The organism is Arthrobacter globiformis NBRC 12137 (assembly GCF_000238915.1).
Classification (GTDB): Bacteria; Actinomycetota; Actinomycetes; order Actinomycetales; family Micrococcaceae; genus Arthrobacter; species Arthrobacter globiformis.
In genome coordinates this window covers 1-21,668 of record NZ_BAEG01000091.1, presented here as the reverse complement: position 1 = coordinate 21,668, position 21,668 = coordinate 1, and the positions used below count along the sequence as shown (strand labels likewise).

20 protein-coding genes are annotated in these 21,668 nt (G+C 64.0%); 10 read left to right on the top strand and 10 right to left on the bottom strand.

Going from position 1 to position 21,668, the window contains the following annotated elements:
• Window positions 1-44: 44 nt before the first annotated feature.
• Both ggt and ARGLB_RS18485 read right to left on the bottom strand, forming a co-directional pair.
• A complete protein-coding gene (gene ggt, locus ARGLB_RS18490; RefSeq protein ID WP_003805443.1) occupies window positions 45-1,871 on the bottom strand; it encodes a gamma-glutamyltransferase in 1,827 nt (608 codons plus the stop codon).
• Window positions 1,872-1,938: 67 nt separating this feature from the next.
• Window positions 1,939-3,180, bottom strand: coding sequence for an MFS transporter (locus tag ARGLB_RS18485; protein WP_083839699.1), 1,242 nt, complete (start codon window positions 3,178-3,180; stop codon window positions 1,939-1,941).
• Between the two features lie 194 nt (window positions 3,181-3,374).
• Here ARGLB_RS18485 and ARGLB_RS18480 point away from each other — a divergent pair, with 194 nt between their 5' ends.
• Window positions 3,375-5,531: an amylo-alpha-1,6-glucosidase gene (locus ARGLB_RS18480; RefSeq protein ID WP_003805439.1), complete on the top strand. Its 2,157-nt coding sequence runs from the start codon at window positions 3,375-3,377 to the stop codon at window positions 5,529-5,531.
• Between the two features lie 7 nt (window positions 5,532-5,538).
• Here ARGLB_RS18480 and ARGLB_RS18475 read toward each other — a convergent pair whose 3' ends face one another.
• Window positions 5,539-6,477: a 5'-3' exonuclease gene (locus ARGLB_RS18475; protein WP_003805437.1), complete on the bottom strand. Its 939-nt coding sequence runs from the start codon at window positions 6,475-6,477 to the stop codon at window positions 5,539-5,541.
• 67 nt (window positions 6,478-6,544) lie between these two features.
• On the opposite strand from ARGLB_RS18475, the gene ARGLB_RS18470 reads away from it, so the two are divergent.
• Entirely contained in the window at window positions 6,545-7,132 is a 588-nt protein-coding gene (locus ARGLB_RS18470; protein WP_003805435.1) for an HhH-GPD-type base excision DNA repair protein, read from the top strand.
• Between the two features lie 38 nt (window positions 7,133-7,170).
• Here the strand turns inward: ARGLB_RS18470 and ARGLB_RS18465 are convergent, their stop codons facing one another.
• From ARGLB_RS18465 to ARGLB_RS18455, 3 genes are all read right to left on the bottom strand, one after another.
• On the bottom strand, window positions 7,171-7,635 hold the full coding sequence (locus ARGLB_RS18465) for a DUF8821 family protein (protein ID WP_003805433.1): 465 nt from the start codon (window positions 7,633-7,635) through the stop codon (window positions 7,171-7,173).
• Between the two features lie 83 nt (window positions 7,636-7,718).
• Complete coding sequence (locus ARGLB_RS18460) at window positions 7,719-9,134, bottom strand: purine-cytosine permease family protein (RefSeq protein WP_003805430.1); 1,416 nt, start codon at window positions 9,132-9,134, stop codon at window positions 7,719-7,721.
• A gap of 219 nt (window positions 9,135-9,353) precedes the next feature.
• Complete coding sequence (locus ARGLB_RS18455; RefSeq protein WP_245531570.1) at window positions 9,354-9,764, bottom strand: cupin domain-containing protein; 411 nt, start codon at window positions 9,762-9,764, stop codon at window positions 9,354-9,356.
• Between the two features lie 483 nt (window positions 9,765-10,247).
• On the opposite strand from ARGLB_RS18455, the gene ARGLB_RS18450 reads away from it, so the two are divergent.
• From ARGLB_RS18450 to ARGLB_RS18440, 3 genes are all read left to right on the top strand, one after another.
• On the top strand, window positions 10,248-10,625 hold the full coding sequence (locus ARGLB_RS18450; protein WP_003805424.1) for a cupin domain-containing protein: 378 nt from the start codon (window positions 10,248-10,250) through the stop codon (window positions 10,623-10,625).
• Window positions 10,626-10,746: 121 nt separating this feature from the next.
• Complete coding sequence (locus ARGLB_RS18445) at window positions 10,747-12,141, top strand: trimethylamine monooxygenase (protein WP_003805422.1); 1,395 nt, start codon at window positions 10,747-10,749, stop codon at window positions 12,139-12,141.
• A 245-nt stretch (window positions 12,142-12,386) separates the two neighbouring features.
• Window positions 12,387-12,974 carry a TetR/AcrR family transcriptional regulator gene (locus ARGLB_RS18440; RefSeq protein ID WP_003805421.1) on the top strand — a complete coding sequence of 196 codons (588 nt, stop codon included), beginning with the start codon at window positions 12,387-12,389 and terminating at the stop codon, window positions 12,972-12,974.
• A gap of 76 nt (window positions 12,975-13,050) precedes the next feature.
• On the opposite strand, the gene ARGLB_RS18435 is transcribed toward ARGLB_RS18440, so the two are convergent.
• The 3 genes from ARGLB_RS18435 to ARGLB_RS18425 form a co-directional block, all read right to left on the bottom strand.
• Window positions 13,051-14,373 carry a type I glutamate--ammonia ligase gene (locus ARGLB_RS18435; protein WP_003805419.1) on the bottom strand — a complete coding sequence of 441 codons (1,323 nt, stop codon included), beginning with the start codon at window positions 14,371-14,373 and terminating at the stop codon, window positions 13,051-13,053.
• 63 nt (window positions 14,374-14,436) lie between these two features.
• Window positions 14,437-15,570: an amidohydrolase family protein gene (locus tag ARGLB_RS18430; protein ID WP_043419796.1), complete on the bottom strand. Its 1,134-nt coding sequence runs from the start codon at window positions 15,568-15,570 to the stop codon at window positions 14,437-14,439.
• Between the two features lie 32 nt (window positions 15,571-15,602).
• Window positions 15,603-16,238: a TetR/AcrR family transcriptional regulator gene (locus ARGLB_RS18425; protein WP_050934415.1), complete on the bottom strand. Its 636-nt coding sequence runs from the start codon at window positions 16,236-16,238 to the stop codon at window positions 15,603-15,605.
• A gap of 117 nt (window positions 16,239-16,355) precedes the next feature.
• On the opposite strand from ARGLB_RS18425, the gene ARGLB_RS18420 reads away from it, so the two are divergent.
• Both ARGLB_RS18420 and ARGLB_RS18415 read left to right on the top strand, forming a co-directional pair.
• The gene (locus ARGLB_RS18420; RefSeq protein ID WP_003805412.1) at window positions 16,356-16,709 is read left to right on the top strand and encodes a cupin domain-containing protein; all 354 of its coding nucleotides are present in this window, start codon (window positions 16,356-16,358) and stop codon (window positions 16,707-16,709) included.
• A gap of 32 nt (window positions 16,710-16,741) precedes the next feature.
• A complete protein-coding gene (locus ARGLB_RS18415; protein WP_003805411.1) occupies window positions 16,742-18,049 on the top strand; it encodes a flavin monoamine oxidase family protein in 1,308 nt (435 codons plus the stop codon).
• A gap of 48 nt (window positions 18,050-18,097) precedes the next feature.
• Here the strand turns inward: ARGLB_RS18415 and ARGLB_RS18410 are convergent, their stop codons facing one another.
• Entirely contained in the window at window positions 18,098-18,706 is a 609-nt protein-coding gene (locus ARGLB_RS18410) for a TetR/AcrR family transcriptional regulator (RefSeq protein ID WP_003805409.1), read from the bottom strand.
• A gap of 216 nt (window positions 18,707-18,922) precedes the next feature.
• On the opposite strand from ARGLB_RS18410, the gene ARGLB_RS18405 reads away from it, so the two are divergent.
• From ARGLB_RS18405 to ARGLB_RS18395, 3 genes are all read left to right on the top strand, one after another.
• Complete coding sequence (locus tag ARGLB_RS18405) at window positions 18,923-20,362, top strand: APC family permease (RefSeq protein ID WP_003805406.1); 1,440 nt, start codon at window positions 18,923-18,925, stop codon at window positions 20,360-20,362.
• A 56-nt stretch (window positions 20,363-20,418) separates the two neighbouring features.
• Window positions 20,419-21,234, top strand: coding sequence for a MoaF C-terminal domain-containing protein (locus tag ARGLB_RS18400; RefSeq protein WP_003805404.1), 816 nt, complete (start codon window positions 20,419-20,421; stop codon window positions 21,232-21,234).
• A gap of 30 nt (window positions 21,235-21,264) precedes the next feature.
• On the top strand, window positions 21,265-21,668 hold a 404-nt coding region (locus ARGLB_RS18395; RefSeq protein ID WP_003805402.1), incomplete at its 3' end, for an aldehyde dehydrogenase family protein.

Here is a 21,668-nt window from a genome sequence, read left to right as displayed (position 1 = left end):
TCGCCTTCCGTGACGGCTGGCTTTCCAAAGTACGACGGCGGGTCTCACCGCGAGGGTTTGACCACCATGGCGGAACCCCCACCGCGCCTTGCCGGCTCGGCCGCGGCAACCATGCGTCCGCCGGCCTTGAACTCGATGGCGGTGGCCGCGCCGATCTCGGCCGCCGAGGTGAACGCGTCACCCGAGGGGGTGAACTCGTGGCCGAAGGGCATCAGCCGCTTTCCGTAAGCCGCGATGAATTCCGGCTCGGCCGTGACCTTGGCCGCGTTCCGCTGCGCTGCCCGCGGAGCGGCGATGGCGTCGGAGATGTTCATCCCCAGGTCCACCCTGTTCAGAATTGACTGCAGGACGGTGGTGATGATCGTCGAGCCGCCGGGCGAGCCGAGGGCGAGGAAGGGGTCGCCGTCTTCGAGGATGATGGTCGGGGACATCGAGGACCGCGGCCGCTTGCCGGGCTCAATCCGGTTCGGGTCCTTCGGGTCGTACACCGTGGAGAAGTCGGTCAGCTCGTTGTTCAGCAGGAATCCGCGGCCGGGAACCACAATGCCCGATCCACCGGTCTGTTCGATGGTGAGGGTGTATTCGACGACGTTGCCCCACTTGTCCGCAACGGTCAGGTTGGTGGTGGAGATGTTCTCGGTGTCCTTTTCGCTGGCGGGGGCTGCCGCGGCGGCCGGGCAGGCGCCGTCGTAATTTGCCACGTCACCGGGGGCCACCGGCTTAGCGGCTGCCACCTTCGGGTCAATTTGGCAGGAGCGTTCCTTGCCAAACAGCGGGTCCGTCAAGGCGTCCGTGGGAACGTCGACGAAGGCGGGGTCGCCGACGTACTTGCCGCGGTCCGCAAAGGCGAGCGCGCTGGCTTCGAGGTAGTGATGCAGGGCGCTGGGCGTTGACATCCCGGAAAGGTCGAACGGCTCAAGGATGTTCAGCGCCTCGCCCACCGTGGTGCCGCCGCTGCTCGACGGTGCCATGCCGTAGACGTCCAGGCCGCGGTATTCGACGTGGGTGGGCGACTGGTTCAGGGCGCGGTACTTGGCGAGGTCCGCTGTGGTCAGGTGGCCGGCCGGGACGGGCAGCTTGGTGGTCTTGGTCTTCGGCGGGGCTTGGACGGTTGACGCTATCTCCTTGGCTAGCGCGCCGTGGTAGAAGGCGCGGGTGCCCTTGTCCGCCAACAGCCGGTAGGTTGCCGCGAGGTCCGGGTTCCTGAAAATACTGCCGACGGCGGGCGCGTCACCGCCGGGCAGAAAGAGCTTGCTGGTGGAGGTGAACGCCGCAAAGCGGAGCTTGTTGTCGAGTGTCTGCTGGCGGAAGGTGCCGTCCACCACGAAGCCGCGGTCCGCGACGTCGATGGCCGGCTCGAGGACGTCATCCAGGTCTTTGGTCCCCCACCGTTCAAGCGCGCGCTCCCAGGTGGCCGGGGTGCCGGGCACGCCCACCGATACGCCGCTGGTGACGAGCTCGGGCGTGAAGTTGTAAGGCTTTCCGGTCTTCGGATCAATGAAGGCATCGTGCGGCATGGCCGCCGGCGCCGTTTCACGGCCGTCGATGGTGCTCACATGCCCGCTGTGTGCGCTGTAGAAGACGAAGTACCCGCCGCCGCCCACTCCGGCGCTGTACGGCTCGGTCACCCCGAGGGTGGCCGCGGCGGCGACGGCGGCGTCCGCCGCGTTGCCTCCCCGGCGGAGGATGTCGATGGCCGCTGCGGACGCCTCGGGGTCCACGGTGCTGACGGCGCCGCCGTATCCCGTGGCCGTGGCGGTCTTTTTGGTCTCCCGCTGGTCAGCAAAAGCGGGAGTGGTGACGGACCCCGCCGTCACGCTCAAGGCCAGGGCCGTGGTGACGGCGGCTACTCGGCTTCTCAGGTTTGGCATGGTCGCTCCCGGGTGGGTGTTATGCGGGTTGACGGTACTGTCACGCTACTCCGCCGGGGAAGGACACTCAACGGCCGTGTGCTTCATCGGCAGCGGCGCGCTGGCGGCGGCTGGCGTACAGGAACGGCACCGCGGCCAGCTGGATCACGCCGCTGACGGCCAGCGACGCCGAGTAGCCGTAAACATCGGCTGCCCGGCCCAGCAACGGCTGCACCACCACACCGCCGCTCGAACCTGTGAGCGAGGCGAAGCTGAGCACCGTGGCCCGCTGCCTGGAGTCGATCATGTCGTTGAGGTAGGCCTGCCCCACCGGGGTCCCCACCTCGGCCACCAGCGCCCACACCGCCAGAAGTACCAGGGCCACCCAGAACTCACGGGTGAACCCGAGCGCCACCAGGATCACTGCACTCACGGCGCCGCTGAGGATCAGCACCGTGGTGCGTTTGCGGACCAGGCGCCGGAAGCGCGGCGCCAGCCAGCCGCCGAGGACCTCGGCCCCGGCCACGATGGCCGCTGCCAGGCCCGCGATGCCGTAGGCGCCGCGGTCGCCGAACAGCTCCAGCAGGAACGGCTGCAGGGCGTAGAAGACGTAGATTCCGACGCCGGCAGTGAATGGGGCGGCCAGCATCACGTAGCGGACGGGCGGGTTCTTCAGGCCGTTCTCGATGGAGGCAGCCAGGACGGCGCGCGTCGCCTGAAGGGGACGCGCCGAGTGCTCGGGGGTGAAGCCGACGTCGTGCATGAGCCACAGGGCCACCCCGAACATGGCCAGCAGCACGCCCACGCGCAGCAGGAACGGCACGCCGAGGTCGGTGGCCTGGGCGATGGCGCCGCCCGCGACCGACCCGATGAGCATGGCGGTGCCGGAGATCATCTGGCCGCGCCCCAGCACCGTTTCCAGCGCGCCGTCGTAACCGGAGAAGTGCAGCGCGTCCACGAGCCAGGCCTCCACGGCGCCGGAGAAGAAGGTGAAGCCCAGGCCGAGCAGCACGGATACGACTGCCCACGCCCAGAACGCCGCGGAAAGCTGCCACAGCAGGTAGTAGAGGAGTGTCGAGACGGCCAGGGTGGCGGTGCCGAGCAGGAAGGAAACGCGGCGCCCCCAGCCGTCTGCCACCACACCGGTGGGAACCTCGAAGAGAACCATGCCGGCGGTGAAGAAGGCATTCGCGGCAAAGGCTTCGAGGTTGCTGAGCCCGGCGTCCAACAGGAAGAGCGTGTTGATGCCCCAGATGAACGAAGCCGCAAGGGTATTGCCGAGTGTCAGCGTCAGGTAGATGCGCTGCACCTTGCGGGCCGCCGGGTTCATCGCCTCGCTGTCCGTCCCGGCGCGAAGTTGGGGCACGAAACCCATTCTCGTCGTCTTCACCGGAGGCCGCCAGAGACCCTTTTATCGGGAGGCGTTCGGGCGTAGCGTCATGCCCAACGGAGTAGGCGGCGAACGGCAGTGCGGCTCCGGTCCGCACAGCGCCGCCTCATGCTGAGCCGTCGAAGGAGGCGGGCATGGCTGCTGGCTGGAACGCTGATACGGCTGCCGGTCCTGTGGGGTCGGACACGGTCACCCTGGTGGAAGGTTCGTCCTTCTGTATCTCCTCGGCGAACGGGGACATCCATCCGGAGCACCCGCACGGGGTTTTTCATGAGGACACCCGCATCGTGTCCCGCTGGAACCTGTCCGTGAACGGCCTGCCACTGGAGGCGCTGACGGCAGAAACCAAGGAGCCTTACCGGGCGCTGTTCATTGGCCGGGTTCCCCGCTCCGACGGGTACGCGGACAGCCCCCTGATCGTGGAGCGCCTGCGGGAGGTCGGTGCAGGAATCCGCGAGGAGATCACCATCCGGAACTATTCCGCGAAGGAGACCGAATGCGTCGTTTCCCTCAACGTGGAGTCGGACTTCGCGGATCTCTTTGAGGTGAAAGAGGCCCGTGTCCAGCGGCGCTGGGAAGAATCCCGCAGGCCAGAGGGCGAGTCCCTGGTGATTAGTGCCGGCTGGCAGGACCTCGTCAAGAGCGTCGTCGTCGATGCAGCCGGCGCCGAGGTCACCGCCGATTCCCTTACTTTCCGGACGGTGGTCCCGCCGCGCGGTGCATGGAGCTCCCGGGTGAGCGTAGCGCCTGGCGCCAACGGCGGCGGGGTCACGCCGTCGTCGTTGGTCCGCCCGGCAGCCGGTGATCTTTCCCCGAGCGACCGCCGCCGGCAGGAATGGGTGACCAAGATACCCAAGCTGCACATGGGCAACCGCTCTATCGAGCGCACCCTGCGGCGCAGCTACGACGACCTTGGTGCGCTGCGCATCGAGGATCCCGCCCATCCGGAGCGGATCGTGGTGGCTGCGGGTGCGCCGTGGTTCATGACGCTGTTCGGCCGGGACTCGCTGTGGGCCTCGGAGATGGCGCTGCCGGTTGATCCGTCCCTGGCCCTGGGCACGCTGCAGACGCTGGCCGACCGGCAGGGCAAAGTGGTCGACCCGATGAGCGAGGAGGAGCCGGGGAAGATCCTGCACGAGGTCCGGCTCGGTGTCTCCAGCGGGTTGGCGCTGGGCGGCAAGAACGCCTACTACGGCAGCATCGACGCCACGCCGCAGTTCGTGATGGCGCTCGGGTCGGTGAGCCGCTGGGGCTTTGGCCGGGACACCATTGCCGAACTGCTGCCGCATGCGGACCGGGCGCTGGACTGGATCCGGAACTACGGCGACAAGGACGGCGACGGGTTCGTCGAGTATGAGCGGCTCAACGATCAGGGCCTCATCAACCAGGGCTGGAAGGACTCGTGGGACGGTATCAACTTCGCGGACGGGACGCTGGCGGAGCCGCCGATCGCACTCTGTGAAGTCCAGGCGCTGGTCTACTCTGCGTTCATGTCCCGGGCGTGGATGGCGTACGACGCCGGCGACGCACCGTTGGCGGCGCAGCTCACGGAAGAGGCGGCGCAGCTGAAGAAGAAGTTCAACGAACAGTTCTGGCTGCCGGACCGCGGCTATTACGCCGTCGCCCTGGACCGGGACAAGCGGCCCGTTGACGCATGTGCGTCCAACATGGGGCAGTGCCTGTGGCACGGCATCATCGATGAGGACAAGTTGCCCCAGGTGGCCGAGCGGCTGATGTCACCCGAGATGTTCAGCGGCTGGGGCGTCCGGACGCTGGGCAGCGACATGGGGGCCTACAATCCGGCGAGCTACCACAACGGGTCGGTCTGGCCGCACGACAATGCCATCATCGCGGCGGGCCTGCTGCGTTACGGCTTCGTGGACGAGGCGCAGCGGATCGCGACCGCCCTGCTGGAGGCGGCCGACTACACGGACGGCCGGCTCCCGGAACTGTTCTGCGGCTTCAGCCGGGACCAGGTGACCGAGCCGGTGCCCTATCCGACGGCGTGCTCCCCGCAGGCGTGGGCAGCCACCACCCCCATCATGCTGGTGACCAGCCTGATGCGCTACGACGCGCACGTCTCCCGGGGCGGCATGTGGATGGACCCGGTCCTGCCCGAATCCTTCGGCGACCTGCACATTACCAACGCGCCTATGGGCGGCGGCCGGATCACCATCAACATCACGGGTTCCGAACCTTCCGTACAGGGGCTGCCGGAGGGACTGACCTTCCACCGCGAACACCGGCCGTGGCTGACAGAGCTTATGGCTGAAGCCGGGCTGGGTAGGTGACGTCGACCTAGGTCCGCCGGTCCAGCGCCTCCAGCAGCCGGCGGACGGAGCCGCCGAGGTTCCACTCAGTGGAGAGCCGCTCGAGTTCTTCCCGCGCCGCACCCGTGACGGGGTGCAGTTCCGCGCCCGCTTCATCGAGGGACGGCAGCTCCAGATTCCGCACCACGTTGACGACCGCGGGCGCGACGTTGAGATAGTCCGCGGCCGCAGCGAGCTTGGACCGCACCGGGCCCGACACTCTGCCTTCAGGGTCCGCCGCAGCCGCGAGCAGCCCGTCGAGCGTGCCGTGTTCCAGGAGCAGCGCCGCCGCGGTCTTCTCGCCGATGCCGGCAACACCGGGCAGCCCGTCCGAGGCATCGCCCCGGAGGGTGGCGTAGTCGGCGTACTGCGCGGGGAGAACCCGGTACTTCGCCACTACGACGGCGTCGGTCATGACTTCGAGGTTCTTCATCCCCCGGGCAGTGTAGATCACCCGGACCTGGCGGGCGTCGTCGACCACCTGGAAGAGGTCCCTGTCCCCCGTCACCACGTCGACCGGCAGGTCAGCGTGGCTGGCGTAGGTGCCCACGACGTCGTCGGCCTCATGCTCCGGAACACCCACGACGGCGATGCCGGCGAGGTCCAGCACGTGGCGGATCAGGGGGATCTGCGTCTCAAGGGCGTCCGGCACCACCTCCACGTCGGCCGCACCCGCCACCACCTCGGCCACGCGGTGGGCTTTGTAGGTCGGAATGAGGTCGACCCGCCACTGCGGACGCCAGTCGTCGTCCCAGCAGGCCACAAGATGCGTGGCGCCGTAGTCGGTGGTGAGCCGCGCGATCATGTCGAGCAGGCCGCGGACGGCGTTCACCGGGGTGCCGTCGGGGCGGCGGATGGTGTCGGGCAGGCCGTAAAAGGCACGGAAGTACAGGGAGGCGGTGTCGAGCAGCATCAGGCGGTTGACCATGTCTGATCCTGACACGGAATCGCCGCGCGATGCCCGGGACACGGGCCGGAAGTGGGAGGATGGGCGCATGGAACTGCACATCACCGGCGACGAAGCCGCCGACAAACTGCTCAGCGATGACGCCTTCGCGCTGCTCACCGGCATGCTGCTCGACCAGCAGGTGACCATGGAGTCGGCGTTCGCCGGACCCGAAAAGATCCGCACACGCATCGGGTCCATCAGCCCTGCGGCTGTCGCCGAACATGACCCGGCAGGCTTCATTGAGGTCTTCAAGGAACGCCCGGCAGTACACCGCTTCCCCGGCTCCATGGCCGGCCGCGTCCAGGCGCTCGCCGAGGCCGTGCAGAGCGAGTGGGGCGGCGAGGCAACTGCCATCTGGACCCGGGACGAACCCAACGGCAAGGAAGTGCTACGCAGGCTGAAGGCACTGCCGGGATTCGGCGAACAGAAGGCCAAGATCTTCCTGGCACTGCTCGGCAAGCAGTGCGGGCTCCAGGCGCCGGGCTGGCGTGAGGCCGCGGGCCACTACGGCGAAGAGGGTTCATACCTCTCGGTCGCGGACATCGTGGACCCCGAGTCGCTGACGAAGGTGCGCGCCAGCAAGCAGGCAGCAAAGGCCGCCGCCAAGGCAGCGAAGGCGCCGGCCGCCGGGTAGTTAAGTACGACGGCGGCCGGTGGCCTTGGCGGGGCTGCTCAGTATTCGCCCTTGATCACGAAGTAGGAGCCGCGGATCACCCCGGCCAGCTTCGACTTCTGGCGTGCGAACTTGAAGCTTGCTGCCAGTTCCTCCGGGACGTCCATGCCTTCCGAGAGCTTGAAACCCACTGCCCGTTTCGCTCCGTCTTCGATGCCGTACATCACGTTGATGGCCAGACCGGATTCGTAGAACACATAGGCCATCCGGAAACCATCCACTTCGAAGGAAGTAACCTCGAGTGGACGGGCGGAGATGACGATGTTGCGCTCGTCGGAGAGGATGCGGTTCACCCAGTCGAGCGTTTCCGGCGCCTCACTGGCGGGCCGGACGGTGAACGCGTGGTCGTACTTGTTCTTGAAATAGCGCGCCTCGTTGGCACGCAGCCCTGCCAGCGGTTCCGCTACTGGGGACGATTCCACGCCGACGGTGGACACGTTCTGGAAGTCTACGGTGTATGGCATGCGCCCTCCTGGTAATGGTTCATCGCATTCCTCACCCTAATATCCAGGCCGCGGCCCGGCTTCTCGATTCCTGATCGTTTGGACTAGTGCACGACCGGCCCGAACGCCTTGGGCTGAAGCCGTGCCAGGAGCACATAGACGACTACCGTGGCCAGGGTTGACGGCAGCGTAGCGGTAGTGAAGGCAAACACGGGAGCGGAGGCAAATGTGACCGGGTCAAGGAGGAGGAAGTAGACGACGATTCCAACGCCCATGCTGACGAAGCCCGTCACATTCAGGCCCTTCCAGTACCAGTACGCCGAACCTGCGCCGTCGTTATACAGGCCATCCAAGTCCAGACGTTGCTTCCTGATGATGAAGTAATCGGCGATTTGAAGCCCGCACAGCGGGCCGAAGACAACTGCCGAGAGGGTGAGGAACGTGCCGAAATTGGCGTAGAAGGGTTCCGCCAGGAAGATGATCACCACGGCCATAGTCAGTCCAGCCACCGTGGTGGAGCCTCTCCAGCTAAGGCGGGCGTCGATGGCAGGCTGCTGCTTCAGGGAAAGCGCCGCCGTGTAGGTGCCGACCATCGCCGTGCCGACGTTGGCAACGATGATGAACGCGAATGCCGGCAACGCCAGCCACACGCCGCCGATTTCCAGCAGCCCGGGCAGTGGATCTCCACCTGAATCCGGAAAGACCAGCCCGGTGTAAAGGCCAATCAGGCAGATGACCGCCAGGGCGAGGCCAAGTCCCAGCGTTACAGGCAGTACGGACTTCTTGGTGCTCTTTGAGAACCGCGTCATGCCACCGACGTACGGCCACCAGGACAGGGCCGTGGCGAGCATGAGTTCGATGGCCGTCGTGTAGTCCAAGAGCTTGTTGCCGCTTGCGGCGCTCGGCTTGGCCTCGAGGAGAGCACCCCAGCCGACCTTGGCAACAATCACGATGATCACCATGAGCCCGAGAGCAAGGACCGAGCAGGCAACGATCACGCCGACCCTTCGAAGAATGCCGGGGCCGCGGCTGATCAGCGTCCACACCACCAGGAGGCAGGTGAGGCTGCTTACTGTCTGGGCGATTGGCTCGTTAGCCTCGCTGACGACGCCGAGAGTAACCAGCAGCAACGCAGCGGACTTTCCGCTGAAAATCATCAGGGTGGTCCCCCACCCGATCGTGAAGAGAAAGGTGAGGGCGACGGTGAAGAGCGAACCACGGGTTCCGAAAACGGGCCGTGTTGAGCGGACCGCCTCCAGCCCGTACCGCGTTGCCATCGGCACCGTGGCCAGGAATACCAGGAACATTCCTGCCAGCATGGCCGCGATCATCACCACCGATCCCTGCGCCGCCGGCAGATAGAAGGCCACATAGCCGCCGATGATGAAACACCATGTTGCCACGGCAGCCTGGGCAGAACTGAAGAACAGGGCCTTGGGGCTCCAGTTCCGCTCGTGGCTCAGCAGCGGAAGCGATCCTTCAGTTCCCGACGTGGAGATTTCGTCCGTGGTCTGGCTCATAGGAACCACCCCAGGATCAAGGCGATAACGGGAAGAGCCAGGGTGACAGCGTGCAAGGTCCGCATGTCGGTGAACCTGAAAGGGGGTTCCAGGCTGCCCGCTTGCCACTCGGCCAGTCTGGCGTTCAGTTCTTCTGCGTACTGCTCTTTAAGTGTGCTCATGTTGTACCCACGTTCAAGGAGTTGGAGTGATGGCGGACCGCGGCGCTGCGGCCAAGACTTAGATTTCGGAGTAGCGGAAGGAGTGTGACTCCGCACCGTCGCGGTTGGGACCGTAAATAGTGACCATGCGCGCGTAGACGGGCGCCCAGTACCGGCCGGTCCGTCCGGGATTTACCCGTGCCGAATCGCCCGGCCTCAGGATGACAGTCTGGCCCTCGCACTCGATGTGGAGTTCGCCTTCCAGCACGAAGTTGGTCTCGGTATGGGGGTGGAAGTCTTCCCAGCCACACGCCTCCAACTCCCACTCCGAGAGGATGAACTCGTCCCAGGGGCCCACGGGATCGGAGTTTATGAACCTGCAGCGCAATCGCTGCCATTCGTCCTTCATGACCTTCTTCGACTTCGCAGGCCAGAAATCGATCGCCTCACCTGTGGTGGACGTCAGGGGCTGAGGGGTGGTTGTCGTCATTGTCTTTACCCGTTTCTCACGTAGGGACATCTGCTGTGCGGGGATCTGCTTTTGGGAATCTGAATCAGATTGAGTCATCGTGATCTGCGTCACGGCGCTTTCAATACAGTGACAGGGACGCTTGTTCCAGTCAATGGTTCAGAACGAAAGATCTCGAAGTGCTCAGGAAAAAAGCCACGCCCGACGCTCCGGGAAGATCTTCAACTTGAACGCTTGACTCGGACAGCTGTCCATGTGAAAGTTTTGGAACACGAATACGTGACTTGCTTCACACCGGCAAGGCTCGACGCGGAGCCAGCCGGGCCTCTCGACACAGAGATTGTCGCGTTGACCACGGTCCCCCCGGAGCCCCAACCCCGGCTCTGGCTCGATCCCGACACAGTCCATTTGGCGCCAACGCCCCTTTGTACCAAAGCACCCCCGTCAGCGCCACGCTGTTCACTTCAGAGAAATCCCTTACAACACCACTCACAGGAGAAACCCATGGAAACTCTCGTAGGAACCCTCACCAAGGCCGGATCCATCCACAAGGTAGTAGGCGGATATGTCGGTCTGCCGCCGATGAACGAGCCCGGCACTGTCGCCGCAATCGGTGACTCCCTCCATAACCCTGAGGGGTCGGTCATGAGCGCCGGCTTCTTCGAGCTGAAGGCTTCCGAGCCGCTGGTGTACACGTACACCTACGACGAGATGAAGGTCGTCATCAAGGGCGAGTTCATCCTCACCGACCAGGCGACGGGCGAAGTCACCCACGCGAAGGAGCGCGACGTGCTGTTCTTCCCCAAGGGCACCACGGTCAAATTTGAGACCCCCGAGTACGGCCTGGGGTTCTTCACCGGCCACCGCTCCTTCGCTCCGTAGGCACAGCACCGTAAGCACAGCTCAGCAAGGACTCCCCCCGCGCACATTGCGCACCCCGCCCAGCGCAACCACGGCGTCGCAGAGCAGCGACCCACACGATCCATTGGAAGAGGAGAGAAGCATGACATTACGAGTCGGAATCATCGGTGCGGGGCCCAGCGGCCTGGCACAACTGCGGGCCTTTGAATCAGCGCGCCAAAAAGGCGCCGACATCCCTGAGATCCTGTGCTTTGAGAAGCAGAGCGACTGGGGCGGACAGTGGAATAACAGCTGGCGGATAGGGCTGGACGGCAGCGGCGAGCCGGTGCATTCCAGCATGTATCGCCACCTATGGTCCAACGGTCCCAAGGAGTGCCTGGAGTTCTCGGACTACTCCTTTGACGAGCACTTCGGCCGCCCTATCTCTTCCTTCCCGCCCCGCGAGGTTCTCTTCGACTACATCAAGGGCCGCGTGGAAAAGTCGGACGTCCGCAAGTACGTCAGGTTCAACACCGTTGCCCGCCACACCACCTACAACGAAGCAACGCAGGAATTCACGGTGACGGTTGAGGATCTCAAAACCAACCTCACTGAAACCCACGTCTTCGACAAGCTTGTGGTGTCCACCGGCCACTTCCACGTTCCTTCCGCCCCCGAATTCAAGGGGATCAAGACCTTCCCGGGCGAGGTCCTGCACGCGCACGACTTCCGCGGAGCCGAGCGCTTTTATGGCAAGAATCTGCTCATGATTGGCAGCAGCTATTCCGCGGAGGACATCGGCATGCAGTCCCACAAGATGGGCGCCGCATCCATCACGCTCAGCTACCGCACGGCCCCGATGGGCTATCACTGGCCGGCCAACACGGTGGAGCGCCCGCTTGTCACCCATTTCCTGGGCCCCACCGCCCACTTTAGCGACGGCACCCAGGGTGACTTTGACGCCGTCGTACTTTGCACCGGATATCAGCACAAGTACCCGTTCCTGCCCAGCGAGATGTCGCTGAAGTCGCCGAATGTGCTGTACCCGGGCAACCTGTACAAGGGCGTTGTGTGGCAGCAGAACACCAATCTGTTCTACCTGGGTGCTCAAGACCAGTACTACACCTTCAACATGTTCGACGCGCAGGCCTGGTTTGCCCGCGACGTCATGACCGGAGCGATTGACCTGCCGTCCCTTGCCGACCGCGAGGCGGACATCCAGCTCTGGCTCAAGCGCCAGGCCGCCCTGCCTGATCACGACGCAGAGGCCGATTTCCAGACGGACTACCTGCGGGAACTCATCGACGCCACCGACTACCCGCCGTTCGACCTGGACGCAGTGTCCCAGTTGTTCAAGGACTGGATGCGCCACAAGCATGACGACATCCTGGGTTACCGGGACATGCTCCACCGCTCCGTGGTGACCGGCACCATGGCCACCAAGCACCACACCCGCTGGCTCAACGCCATGGACGACTCCATGGAGCGCTACCTCAACGGACCTTCCCAGGACGCTGATAATGGCGCGACCGTCCCGGACATCGTGGCCGCCAGGTAGTCTCTGGCCGAGGCCACACTCTATGCACGGCCTGGCACCCCGGACCGCGAACACTCTCCCGAGAAGTGACGCGGCCCGGGGCCAGGCAGCCCCGCTTAGCCAGCGCCGGCTCCCAGTACGCACTCCTCAACATGACACCCGTTCCAGTCAATTGTTCAGGACAATGGTGTGAAACCTTTGTCCAAGCAATAGTCTTAAGGAAAATGTCCCTACGGGGCCAGAACCGGGAGACGGGAGAGTGAGCCATGCGGATATCGTCAGCCGATCGTAAAGAACAGTTAATTGCCGCGACCGTGGAACTGATGCGGCGCGAAGGTGTCCAGTATGTGACCATGCGGGCCATCGCCAAGGAGGCCAACGCACCCCTGGCCGCGGCCCATTATTGCTTCAGCGACAAGAGCGAACTCATGGACGCCGCCGCAGAGGCCTGGTTGAAGAACCTGAACCGCTATTCCAGCGACGTCCCGGTCCATCTGGGACTGCGAAAGGCTGTGGAACAAGTCGCGGAAAACTACTGGCGCGCCTTGGAGGAAGAGCCCGGCAGCCTGCTTGCGGAAATCGAACTCATTCTGTGGGCAACGCGCAATGCGGCCTCCAGCCCACTGGCCGGGAAGATCTATCCCGCCTATGAAGTGGAGCTGGGAAACCTCTTCACTGCTGCCGCCCAGGGCAACGGTGACAAGTGCCTCATAGACGCCGCAACGCTGGTTCGGACCTTTCTGATGATCTACGACGGAGCGGCCATTCAGTACATGACCGACCCGAAGGCCGCCGACCACCGCGGCAATTTCTTTCTGGTGCTCGATGCTCTCCTGGCCAAAGCCGGCGTCTAGCTCCCTGCACCGCACGCTGGCGTCCAATGTCGACGGCAAGTGCCACAGGCTGCAGGCCGGTTCACACTAACGCCGGCTAGTACCGCCAGCGGAGGGCGGCAATCACAGCCTCACGGTCGAGCTTGGCAAAACGCTCCGCCTCGCCCCGCCGCACAGCCACATAAGCGTCCAGCAGTTCATGGCCCAATGCTGTGCGGAGAAAACTGCTGCCTTCCAGATCGTCAAGGGCTGTGAACATGTCAGGCGCAAAGGCACGGATATCGAGGCGCTCCCTCTCGGCGTCGCTCAACGTGCCGGGGTCGACCGTGACCTCTGCCGGCAGTTTCAACTGACCCCTGAAGCCCTCCAGTGCGGCTGCAAGAATGGCAGCCACGGCAAGGTATTGGTTCGCGGAGCCGTCGCAGCATTTCACCTCCACATTCGATTGCTTGTCCTCGTAGCCCCTGAGGCCCGGCACGAAGCGGACAGCAGCCTCGCGGTTGCCCGTGCCCCAGCAAATGAAACTGCCCGCCCACTGTGCCGGCTGAAGCCGGGCCAGGCTCAGGGCACTGCCTCCCAGTAATGCTGAGCTTTCAGCCAGCCTCCCGAGCACGCCGGCGATCATGCTCTCCCCTGCCGGACTCATCTGCGTGCCGGCTGCAGCGTCGTAGAAAACGTTGCCGTCCCCGTTCCTCGCGGAGAAATGGATGTGGCATCCGTTGGTCGCAGTAGTGGAATCCGCGATTGGCGAGTAGGAAACGTGCAGTCCATGCTGGCGTGAAACCCGGGCGACAATGAACCGCGTGAGGAGGTAGTCATCAACAGCCTGAACCGGGCTCCTGGGGGCCAGAGCGATCTCCACCTGGCCCCTGCCATATTCGGGGTGAACTTGTTCAACCGGAACCCCGGCCTCCACAAGGGCTGTGAGCACGTCCAGATGCCACGCTTCCAGCTGGAGGAATGCAGTCGCAGCATAGCCCGGACCATCATGCGCCAGAACAGGCGAGTCCCGAGTACCGCTAAACACCGTGAACTCCAGTTCGAAGCCCACCGATACCTCCAGCCCGGCTGTTCCCCATTCGGCAGCAACACGTTTAAGTGCTGTGCGCTGGCAGGTTGGATAAGGCGCACCCTGCAAATCCACCAGGTCGGCCGGCGCCCAGGCGAGGCCACTTGTCTTGTCGACGACGGCAACCGCTGTGCGGTCCGGCATGCCACGCAGGTCACCCACTATGGGGTCGATCTCCGATGACCGGGTGACGTGGTCGTCAGACGCCAACAGGACTCCGACGCTGACCGAGACACCGCAGCCATTATCGAAAGCACCCTCGACCTTGGGTCCCGGCAGCACTTTAACCCTCGAGACGCCTGCGTTGTCCAGGGTGGAAATGACAAGGGCCCGCACGTGCTGGAGATCCATGTCTGCCTTTGGATTCGAAGTCACTACTTTCCTCCCGTTGTTCACGCGACCGGCATTTGGGCTTCAGGCGTCCAATTTATAGACGCGTTTGGCGTTATCGGAGGCAACCATCGTGGCAATTTTCTCGGCGTCTTTCGGGGTTGCCCAGCCCGAGCTGACCCATTCGTCCATCAGGGCCGCAAACGAAGTTCGCCAGTTAGCCGCGCTGACGGCGTAGTGCTCGCCAAGTCCGTAAGAATCCGACGAGTAGAGAATCTTGCTGAAAGGTGCAATTTCCATTGCCTGGCGGACTGCTGTACCGGAACCTGGGCCCAGGTAATGCGAAACCAGGCCCACATCGAGGTATACATGCGGGAAGATCTGGGCGAGGATTCCGGCTTCCCTGACGAACGGGTAGCAGTGGAGCAGCATGAAAACGATGTCCAGTGACCTGGTGGCGCGGAAGAGTGAAGTGAGCCGGGATGGATCAGCCCGGAAAAGCTCAATGTCGACATCGCCGTATCCCGTGTGGAGCTGAATGGGCAGTCCTGTATCGATCCCCGCCCAAAGCCCGAACCTCAACAGGACCGGGTCAGTGATCCTGAATGTTCCCGTCGTCGTGGCGGCACGGAACCATTCGTCAGCGGCTTTGAGCGCTTCACGCCCGGTTGGCCGTTCGGCGGGGATGTCGAAGCCATGACGGTAGGCAATGATGGATTTCAGCCCCACCGCCTCCCGGCTCCGGTCTGCCAGCGCCTCCGGGAGTCTTGAAACGAAGCCGGCTGCCGTGGATTCGGAAGCCAGATGCTCCGCGACTGTCTCGATGCGGACGATTTCGCGGGTGCGGGCCCCAGCACATGCCGCCATGGCGGTGGGGTCAAGAAGCCGCGCGTCCGGTATGCCGGTGTCTAGAAGGAACTCGGTCGTTCCGGTGCTGCGGAGCAGCAGCCTGTTCGCCGCGCCGGCGCCAATGTTCCTGCGCTGCGCGAGGTATTCATCAATCGGCACGAGCGGCTCAAGTCCGAGGATCGGGGCACAAAGACGCCGTACCGCCAGCCCAAAGGGCGAATCAAGGCTGTCAGTGCCTGCCGGACCCGGCCAGTCGGATTCTGTGGCCAGGCTCCGGAACTCGTCGTCGCTCAGTTCCGTCTCGACCAAACCATGGCAATGGTGATCGATGAGGGGCAGGTCAATCCTGCGGCTGCTGGTGTCAGTCATGATCCCCGCCAACTGTTGGTGTTCGGCCACCCTTAGATTGAGTATGGGTCTGATGCCGCGGGAGTGCCATGCGGCGGGGCATATCGGCCGGCGCTGACGGCCGGAGTGTTGACGTGTCCGCCCAAAGCGGCCCAGAGATAGCGGATCGCAGCCTCGACGCCTTTCGTATTGGCGCCCGCCAGGAGCTGCAGGACCAGGCCGTCCAGGGCGGCGAAGGCGGCCTGGGCGGCACCGTCCTGGCCGCCGAAGCCGATCCGCTCCAGGCCGCCGGACAGCGCCGCAATGTAGCTTTCGTAAAGGTGCTGTACCGGCCCTGCCAGTTCCGGGCGCCGCCGCGATTCAAGGATCATTTCGTACTGGAAGATCTGGATGTCGGGGTTGTCTTCGATCAGCGACAGGATGCTTCGGCAGAACTCCTCCTCGGTGGCAGGCAGCGCTTCCAGCCGTGACAGCCCGATCGATTGCTGCACGGACCATTCGAGTGCTGCCCCGATGAGGGCATCCCGTTTGCCGAAGTGATGCACGACCAGCGTGTTGTTGACGCCGGCGCGCTCGGCGACAGCGCGGAATGTCAGGCCCCGCAGACCCTTGCGCGCCACCACATGCACCGTGGCAGCCAGCAAAGCTTCCCGCCCCGTGCCGTAGCTGCCGTGTTTCTCCCCGCTCATGTCACCGATTCTAGCTGCCGAAAACTGGGGCTTGACTCCAAACCTCAGCAAATGCTTAGCTGTGATGCACCACACAACTAAGCAACTGCTGAGTTGTCCAACGTCGAGGAGGCACCCATGTCCACGTCCGCGAACGCCGTCGAATTCACCGTCCACGATGCTTTTGACCCGCAGAAGTACGAGCCATTCATCCTCGGCCAGGTCCAGTGGGTCCGCCGGCCGGGAGACGGGAACCGCCCCGCTCTGTCCGCCGGCTTCTGGCACGTCACCACTGAAGAGGCCCCGGAACCGTTCGACCTGCTGATCGAGGCTGACGAAACCATCCACATCATCGAAGGCCACCTGCGCATCGAGGTCGACGGGGGCGAGGGCTTCGACCTGGCGCCGGGCTCGGCTGCTTCATTCAACAAGGGTGCGCAGACCCGCTGGACCGTCATCGAAGACACCACCGAATTCTTTGTCTACTCCTGACCGGCAGCAGGATCCGAAGCAGAAGGCTCACCGTGACTGACACCATCAACAAAACCCAGCAGCCCGACGTCGTCATTATCGGCGCAGGCTTCGCCGGCCTCACGGCCGCCCGTGAACTGCGCCAGGCCGGCCTTTCCGTGATTGTCCTCGAAGCCAGGGACCGGATCGGCGGCCGCACCTGGCTGGACGACCGGCTTGGCCGCCCGCTGGAAATAGGCGGCACCTGGGTCCATTGGACCCAGCCCTACGTGTGGGCGGAAATGAAGCGCTACGGAGTCGGCACCGTTCAGAGCCCCGTCCCGGAGCGTGCCTACTGGTGGGCAGGCGGCGCACGGCACGAGGGCACTCCGGATCAGCTGCTGAACGAAATTGATGCACCGAACCGGAAGCTCGTTGAACAATCGCGCGAGTATTTTCCCCAGCCATTCGCTCCGTTCACCAACCCTGATATCAAGGTCATCGATCATGTTTCGCTGCCCAAGAAGATCGCAGAGCTGGAGATCACGAATTACTCCCGCGACATCCTGGAATCCTTCTGGGCACTGAATTTCAACGGCCCGATCGACGACGCCGCCCTCACCCAGGCCCTGCGGTGGGTTGCACTGACCAACGGCGACTGGAGGGTCAGCTTCGAAGCCTGCGCCACCTTCAAAATTCAGGGAGGCACCGGCAAACTGATCAGCGGCATCGGCGCCGGGACAGACGTCCGCCTCGGAAGGACTGTTTCGGCGGTCAATTGTGCCGGCGGCAAAGCCATTGTCACCACCACCGACGGCGAAGAATTCAAGGCAGCGCACGTGGTGTGCACTCTGCCGCTCGGTGCCCTGGGAGCAATCACCTTTGAACCGCCCCTGCCCGCACCCGCCCGGAAGGGCATATCTGAAGGCCAGGCCTCCCGGGGGATCAAAGTCTGGATCACCGTCAAGGGCGAGGTTAAGCCGTTCGTGGCACTTGGCTCTGCCGAATGGCCGCTGAACTTCGTCCAGGCCGAATACGACCAGGACGGAAACACCATCCTCGTTGCCTTCGGACCGGATGCGGGGCGCCTTGACCCCGCCGACATCCGGCAGGTCCAGCCGGCCATTGATCTGCTGGTGCCGGACCTTGATGTACTGGACGCCGCCAGCCACGACTGGACCAGCGATCCGCTGTCGGGTGAAACCTGGCCAATGCACCGGACAGGCTTCCTGACCGAGTCCCTGGGCAGCTTCCAGCAGCCACACGGCCCCCTTCTGTTCGCGGGTTCGGACTATGCGAACGGCTGGGGCGGCTTCATCGACGGCGCCATCGAAAGTGGGCTGGAAGCGGCCCGGGTCATCCTGAACGGGCGCACGGCCTGATTTTCCTGCCCGCGGAGAGACCGAAGGGTCTGACTCCGCGGGCAGGCGTTACTGCTTGGCCGGCGAGAGACCGGCACCGGTCGCGTCGCCGGCAATGCCCGAACGCTCAAGGAGCCTGCCAACCTGGACGACGGCGGACCTGATCTTCCCCGGATTTCCGAAGGTGAGGAACTGGAGCATCAGTCCGTCGAGCGCAGCAAAGACTGCCCTGGAAAGTTCATCGTCCGTATCAAGGGAACGCTCGCGGAGAGCCCTTTCAACGGTTGAGATGTAGTTGTCGTAAAGGCGATCCAGCAGGGCTTTCAGCTCCGGCTTTCGCCGCGCCTCGAGAAGCATCTCGAACTGAAAAAGCTGCAGTTCCGGCTCGGCGGACACCGAGGCAAGGAGGGCGTCGGCGAACTTCTCATCGAAATCCGCCACGCGGGCAAGACCAGTTTCGTCAATCGACCGCTGCACGGCCCATTCAAGGGTGGCAGCCAGCAGCCCCTCGATGGAACCGAAGTGATGCGTGATCAGCGTATGGTTCACACCTGCCCGGGCGGCAACAGACCTGTAGGTCACGCCCCGCAGGCCCTTCTCGGCAACAACATCAATGACTGCCGCCAGCAGGGCGTCGCGGCCATCCCCGTAGGGCAACCGTTGGGAATCCAGACTCATAAGCCGATTTTAGCCCCGCCGTTCCAGTCGCCTAAGACCCTTGACACATGAAACTAAACACTTGTAGAGTTTTACTCGTGATCCGGCTCACGTTCCGCTGATCACACTCGCTTCCGCCGGAAGACGCGCACGAGGGGGTGCGCCTTCAGCCGGTATCCACACGTACTCACACCGCATGACACTCATGAGTCCATGCCCTGGCGAAAGAGCCACACCATGAATCAACAAACCGGACAGATGCCCGCCTTGCAGCACACCACGGTCCCTTCTGCCCGCCTGCGGCCCGACAAGCTGGGGGTCGTCGCGGTGGCCTTCTTTGCCATCGCTGCTGCCGCACCCATGGCGGCCGTTGTGGGCGCAAGCCCCGTCCTGTTCGCGGCCAGCGGCCCAGGAACCCCCTTTATCTACGTCATCGCGGCCCTTCTCGTGGCCCTCTTTTCCGTTGGCTATCTTCGGATGAGCCACAGCATCACCAACGCGGGAGGCTTTGTCGCCTACATTGCCAAGGGACTGGGAACGAAGTGGGCCACCGGCGGTGCAGGCATCGCGATCCTGACATACGTCAGCCTCCAGGTGGGGCTCTGGTCCCAGTTCGGCGTCTTCGCCCAGCAACTCGTCGAGAGCCTGACGGGCCTGGGGCTCCCGCCGTACTTTTGGATCGTCGTCGTGCTGTCCCTGGCCACCGCCCTGACCATGAAGGGTGTAGATGCGAGCCTGAAGGTACTGGGAGTTCTGATCCTCGGCGAAACCCTGGTGGTTGCTGCTCTTGTTGTCTCGCTGATCGCCCAAAAAGGGTTCGGGATCTTCACCTTCGAAGGGTTCACCGGCGCCAACATCGTGGGACCCGGACTCGGCATCTCACTGCTGTTCGCCTTCGCCTGCTTCACAAGCTTCGAAGCGACAGTCGTGTTCGCTGAGGAGGCCGTGAACCCCCGCAAGACGATTCCCCGCGCTGCATACCTGGTCATCGCCTTTGTGGGCTTCTTCTACATGATTTCAACCTGGGCCATCAGCGGCGCGATCGGCGTCGACCGGATCCAGTCCGAAGCCGCCGGGAACCCCGCCGGCATGATCTTCGATCTGGCCCAGAGCAGTGCCGGCTCCTGGCTCAGTCTCTCCATGCAAATCCTCGTGGTCACCAGCTTCATCGCCATGATGCTGGGGTTGGCCAACATGTTTTCCCGGTATCTCTTCGCCCTGGGCCGCGCCGGAACCCTGCCCGCAAAGCTGGCGTCCGTCTCCAGGACCGGCGCCCCCACCTTCGCAGGGCTGGTCAACGGCGTCGTCGTCCTGGCCATCATCAGCGCCTTCCTGATCTCCGGGGCCGATCCCATCACCACTGTCTTCGCGTGGTTCGTGGCCCTCGGAACCGCCGGCTTCATCAGCATCCTTCTCCTGACATCGGCAGCGATCGTCGTCTACTTTGCCAAAACGAAGACGCGCGACAACCTGTGGGTGACCGTGATCGCACCCGTCCTGTCCTTCGTTTCATTCATCGTCATCGGCTACCTGACCCTGGACAACTACGATGCGCTGCTCGGCGGCGCCGGCGGCATTGCCCGGTGGCTCCTCCTCGGCATCCCCCTCGTCCTCGTCGCAGGAATAGCCCGGGGAACGCAGAAACCGTCAATCAACTACGCCTCCGAAGTCGTCTGACGCACCGCCCCCCAAGAGACCATTCAGCAAAAACCAGCCTCAACCAAAGGACAACCATGACCGCGACTGATATCCAGGACTACGTTCCCGAAAACGAATGGCCGTCCGTGGCCACCATGCTCGACGGATTCGGGAACCAGACACTGCCCGCCTCACCGGCCCTGACCGGCACGGCATTGCAGATCCCCCACGACGGTGAACATGCCGCCACATACACCTTCCATGACGCGCATTCCCTGACATGGACGGCTACAGACGGCGACAAAACCCAGGGCGACAATACCCAGGGTGCAGCCAGGTACAAAGCGATTGAAGCGCGCCCCGGGATATTCATCATCGACTTCGTCAAAGGCGAAGACCGCCAAGCAGAAAATGTCACCATCGTCCTCGACCGGAACACCGGCGCCGTCACAACCGCCGTCAGCTCTTTCGTCGTCGAAGGTGACAGGACACGCAGCACCACCACCTTCAGCCACGGAAACGTGGAAGGTGCGGCGGCCCTTCATTCCCGCTCCGGCGGACTGGTCGGCAAGCGCATCTATTACCGTTACAGCGACGTCGAAACCTACGAACACATCTACCTCAACTCCGGCACCTTCACCTGGCACTGCCTCCGCGGCGGCGAGGCCGGACTCGCAGACACCGACCGCTGCCTCACCTTCGACGTTGGCGACGGCCTCTACCTGTTCTTCTGGACCGAAAAGGTGATGACCGTTGACGCGGTCCTCCTCATCGACCTGCGCGAGCAACGCTCCATCGGGCGGATGTTCGGCTGGGACGAACCCGCCGCCGAACCTGTGGTCCTGCCTTTCAACTCCCGCCTCACCATCCTGAACAGCACCGAATACCCGCAGGACAACCACAAGCACTAGCCGTTCATATCCACTGCACAAGGAACACCAATGGAAACCTACGATTCACTGCTTGCGAGCATCACCCCCGGCTCCGGCGAGACCCGGACTATCTTCGATCCGGCCACCGGCGGGGCGGTCGGCGAGGCGCCGGTCCACACCGTTGAAGACCTCGAGGCCGCGGTCGCTGCCGCGGTCGCTGCCCAGCCGGCATGGGCCGCCCTGGGCCACGACGGCCGGTCCGCGGCGCTGCTCAAAGCCGCCGACGCCGTCGAACGCTCCGCCGAAGAACTCGCCCAACTCCTCTCCCGCGAGCAGGGCAAACCCCTCAACGGCCCCAACGCCCGCTTCGAAGTCGGCGCCTGCGCCGCCTGGCTCCGCGCCACCGCCACCACCGAACTCACCCCCGAAGTCGTCGTCGACGACGGCGAAACCTACGCCGAACTCCACTACGA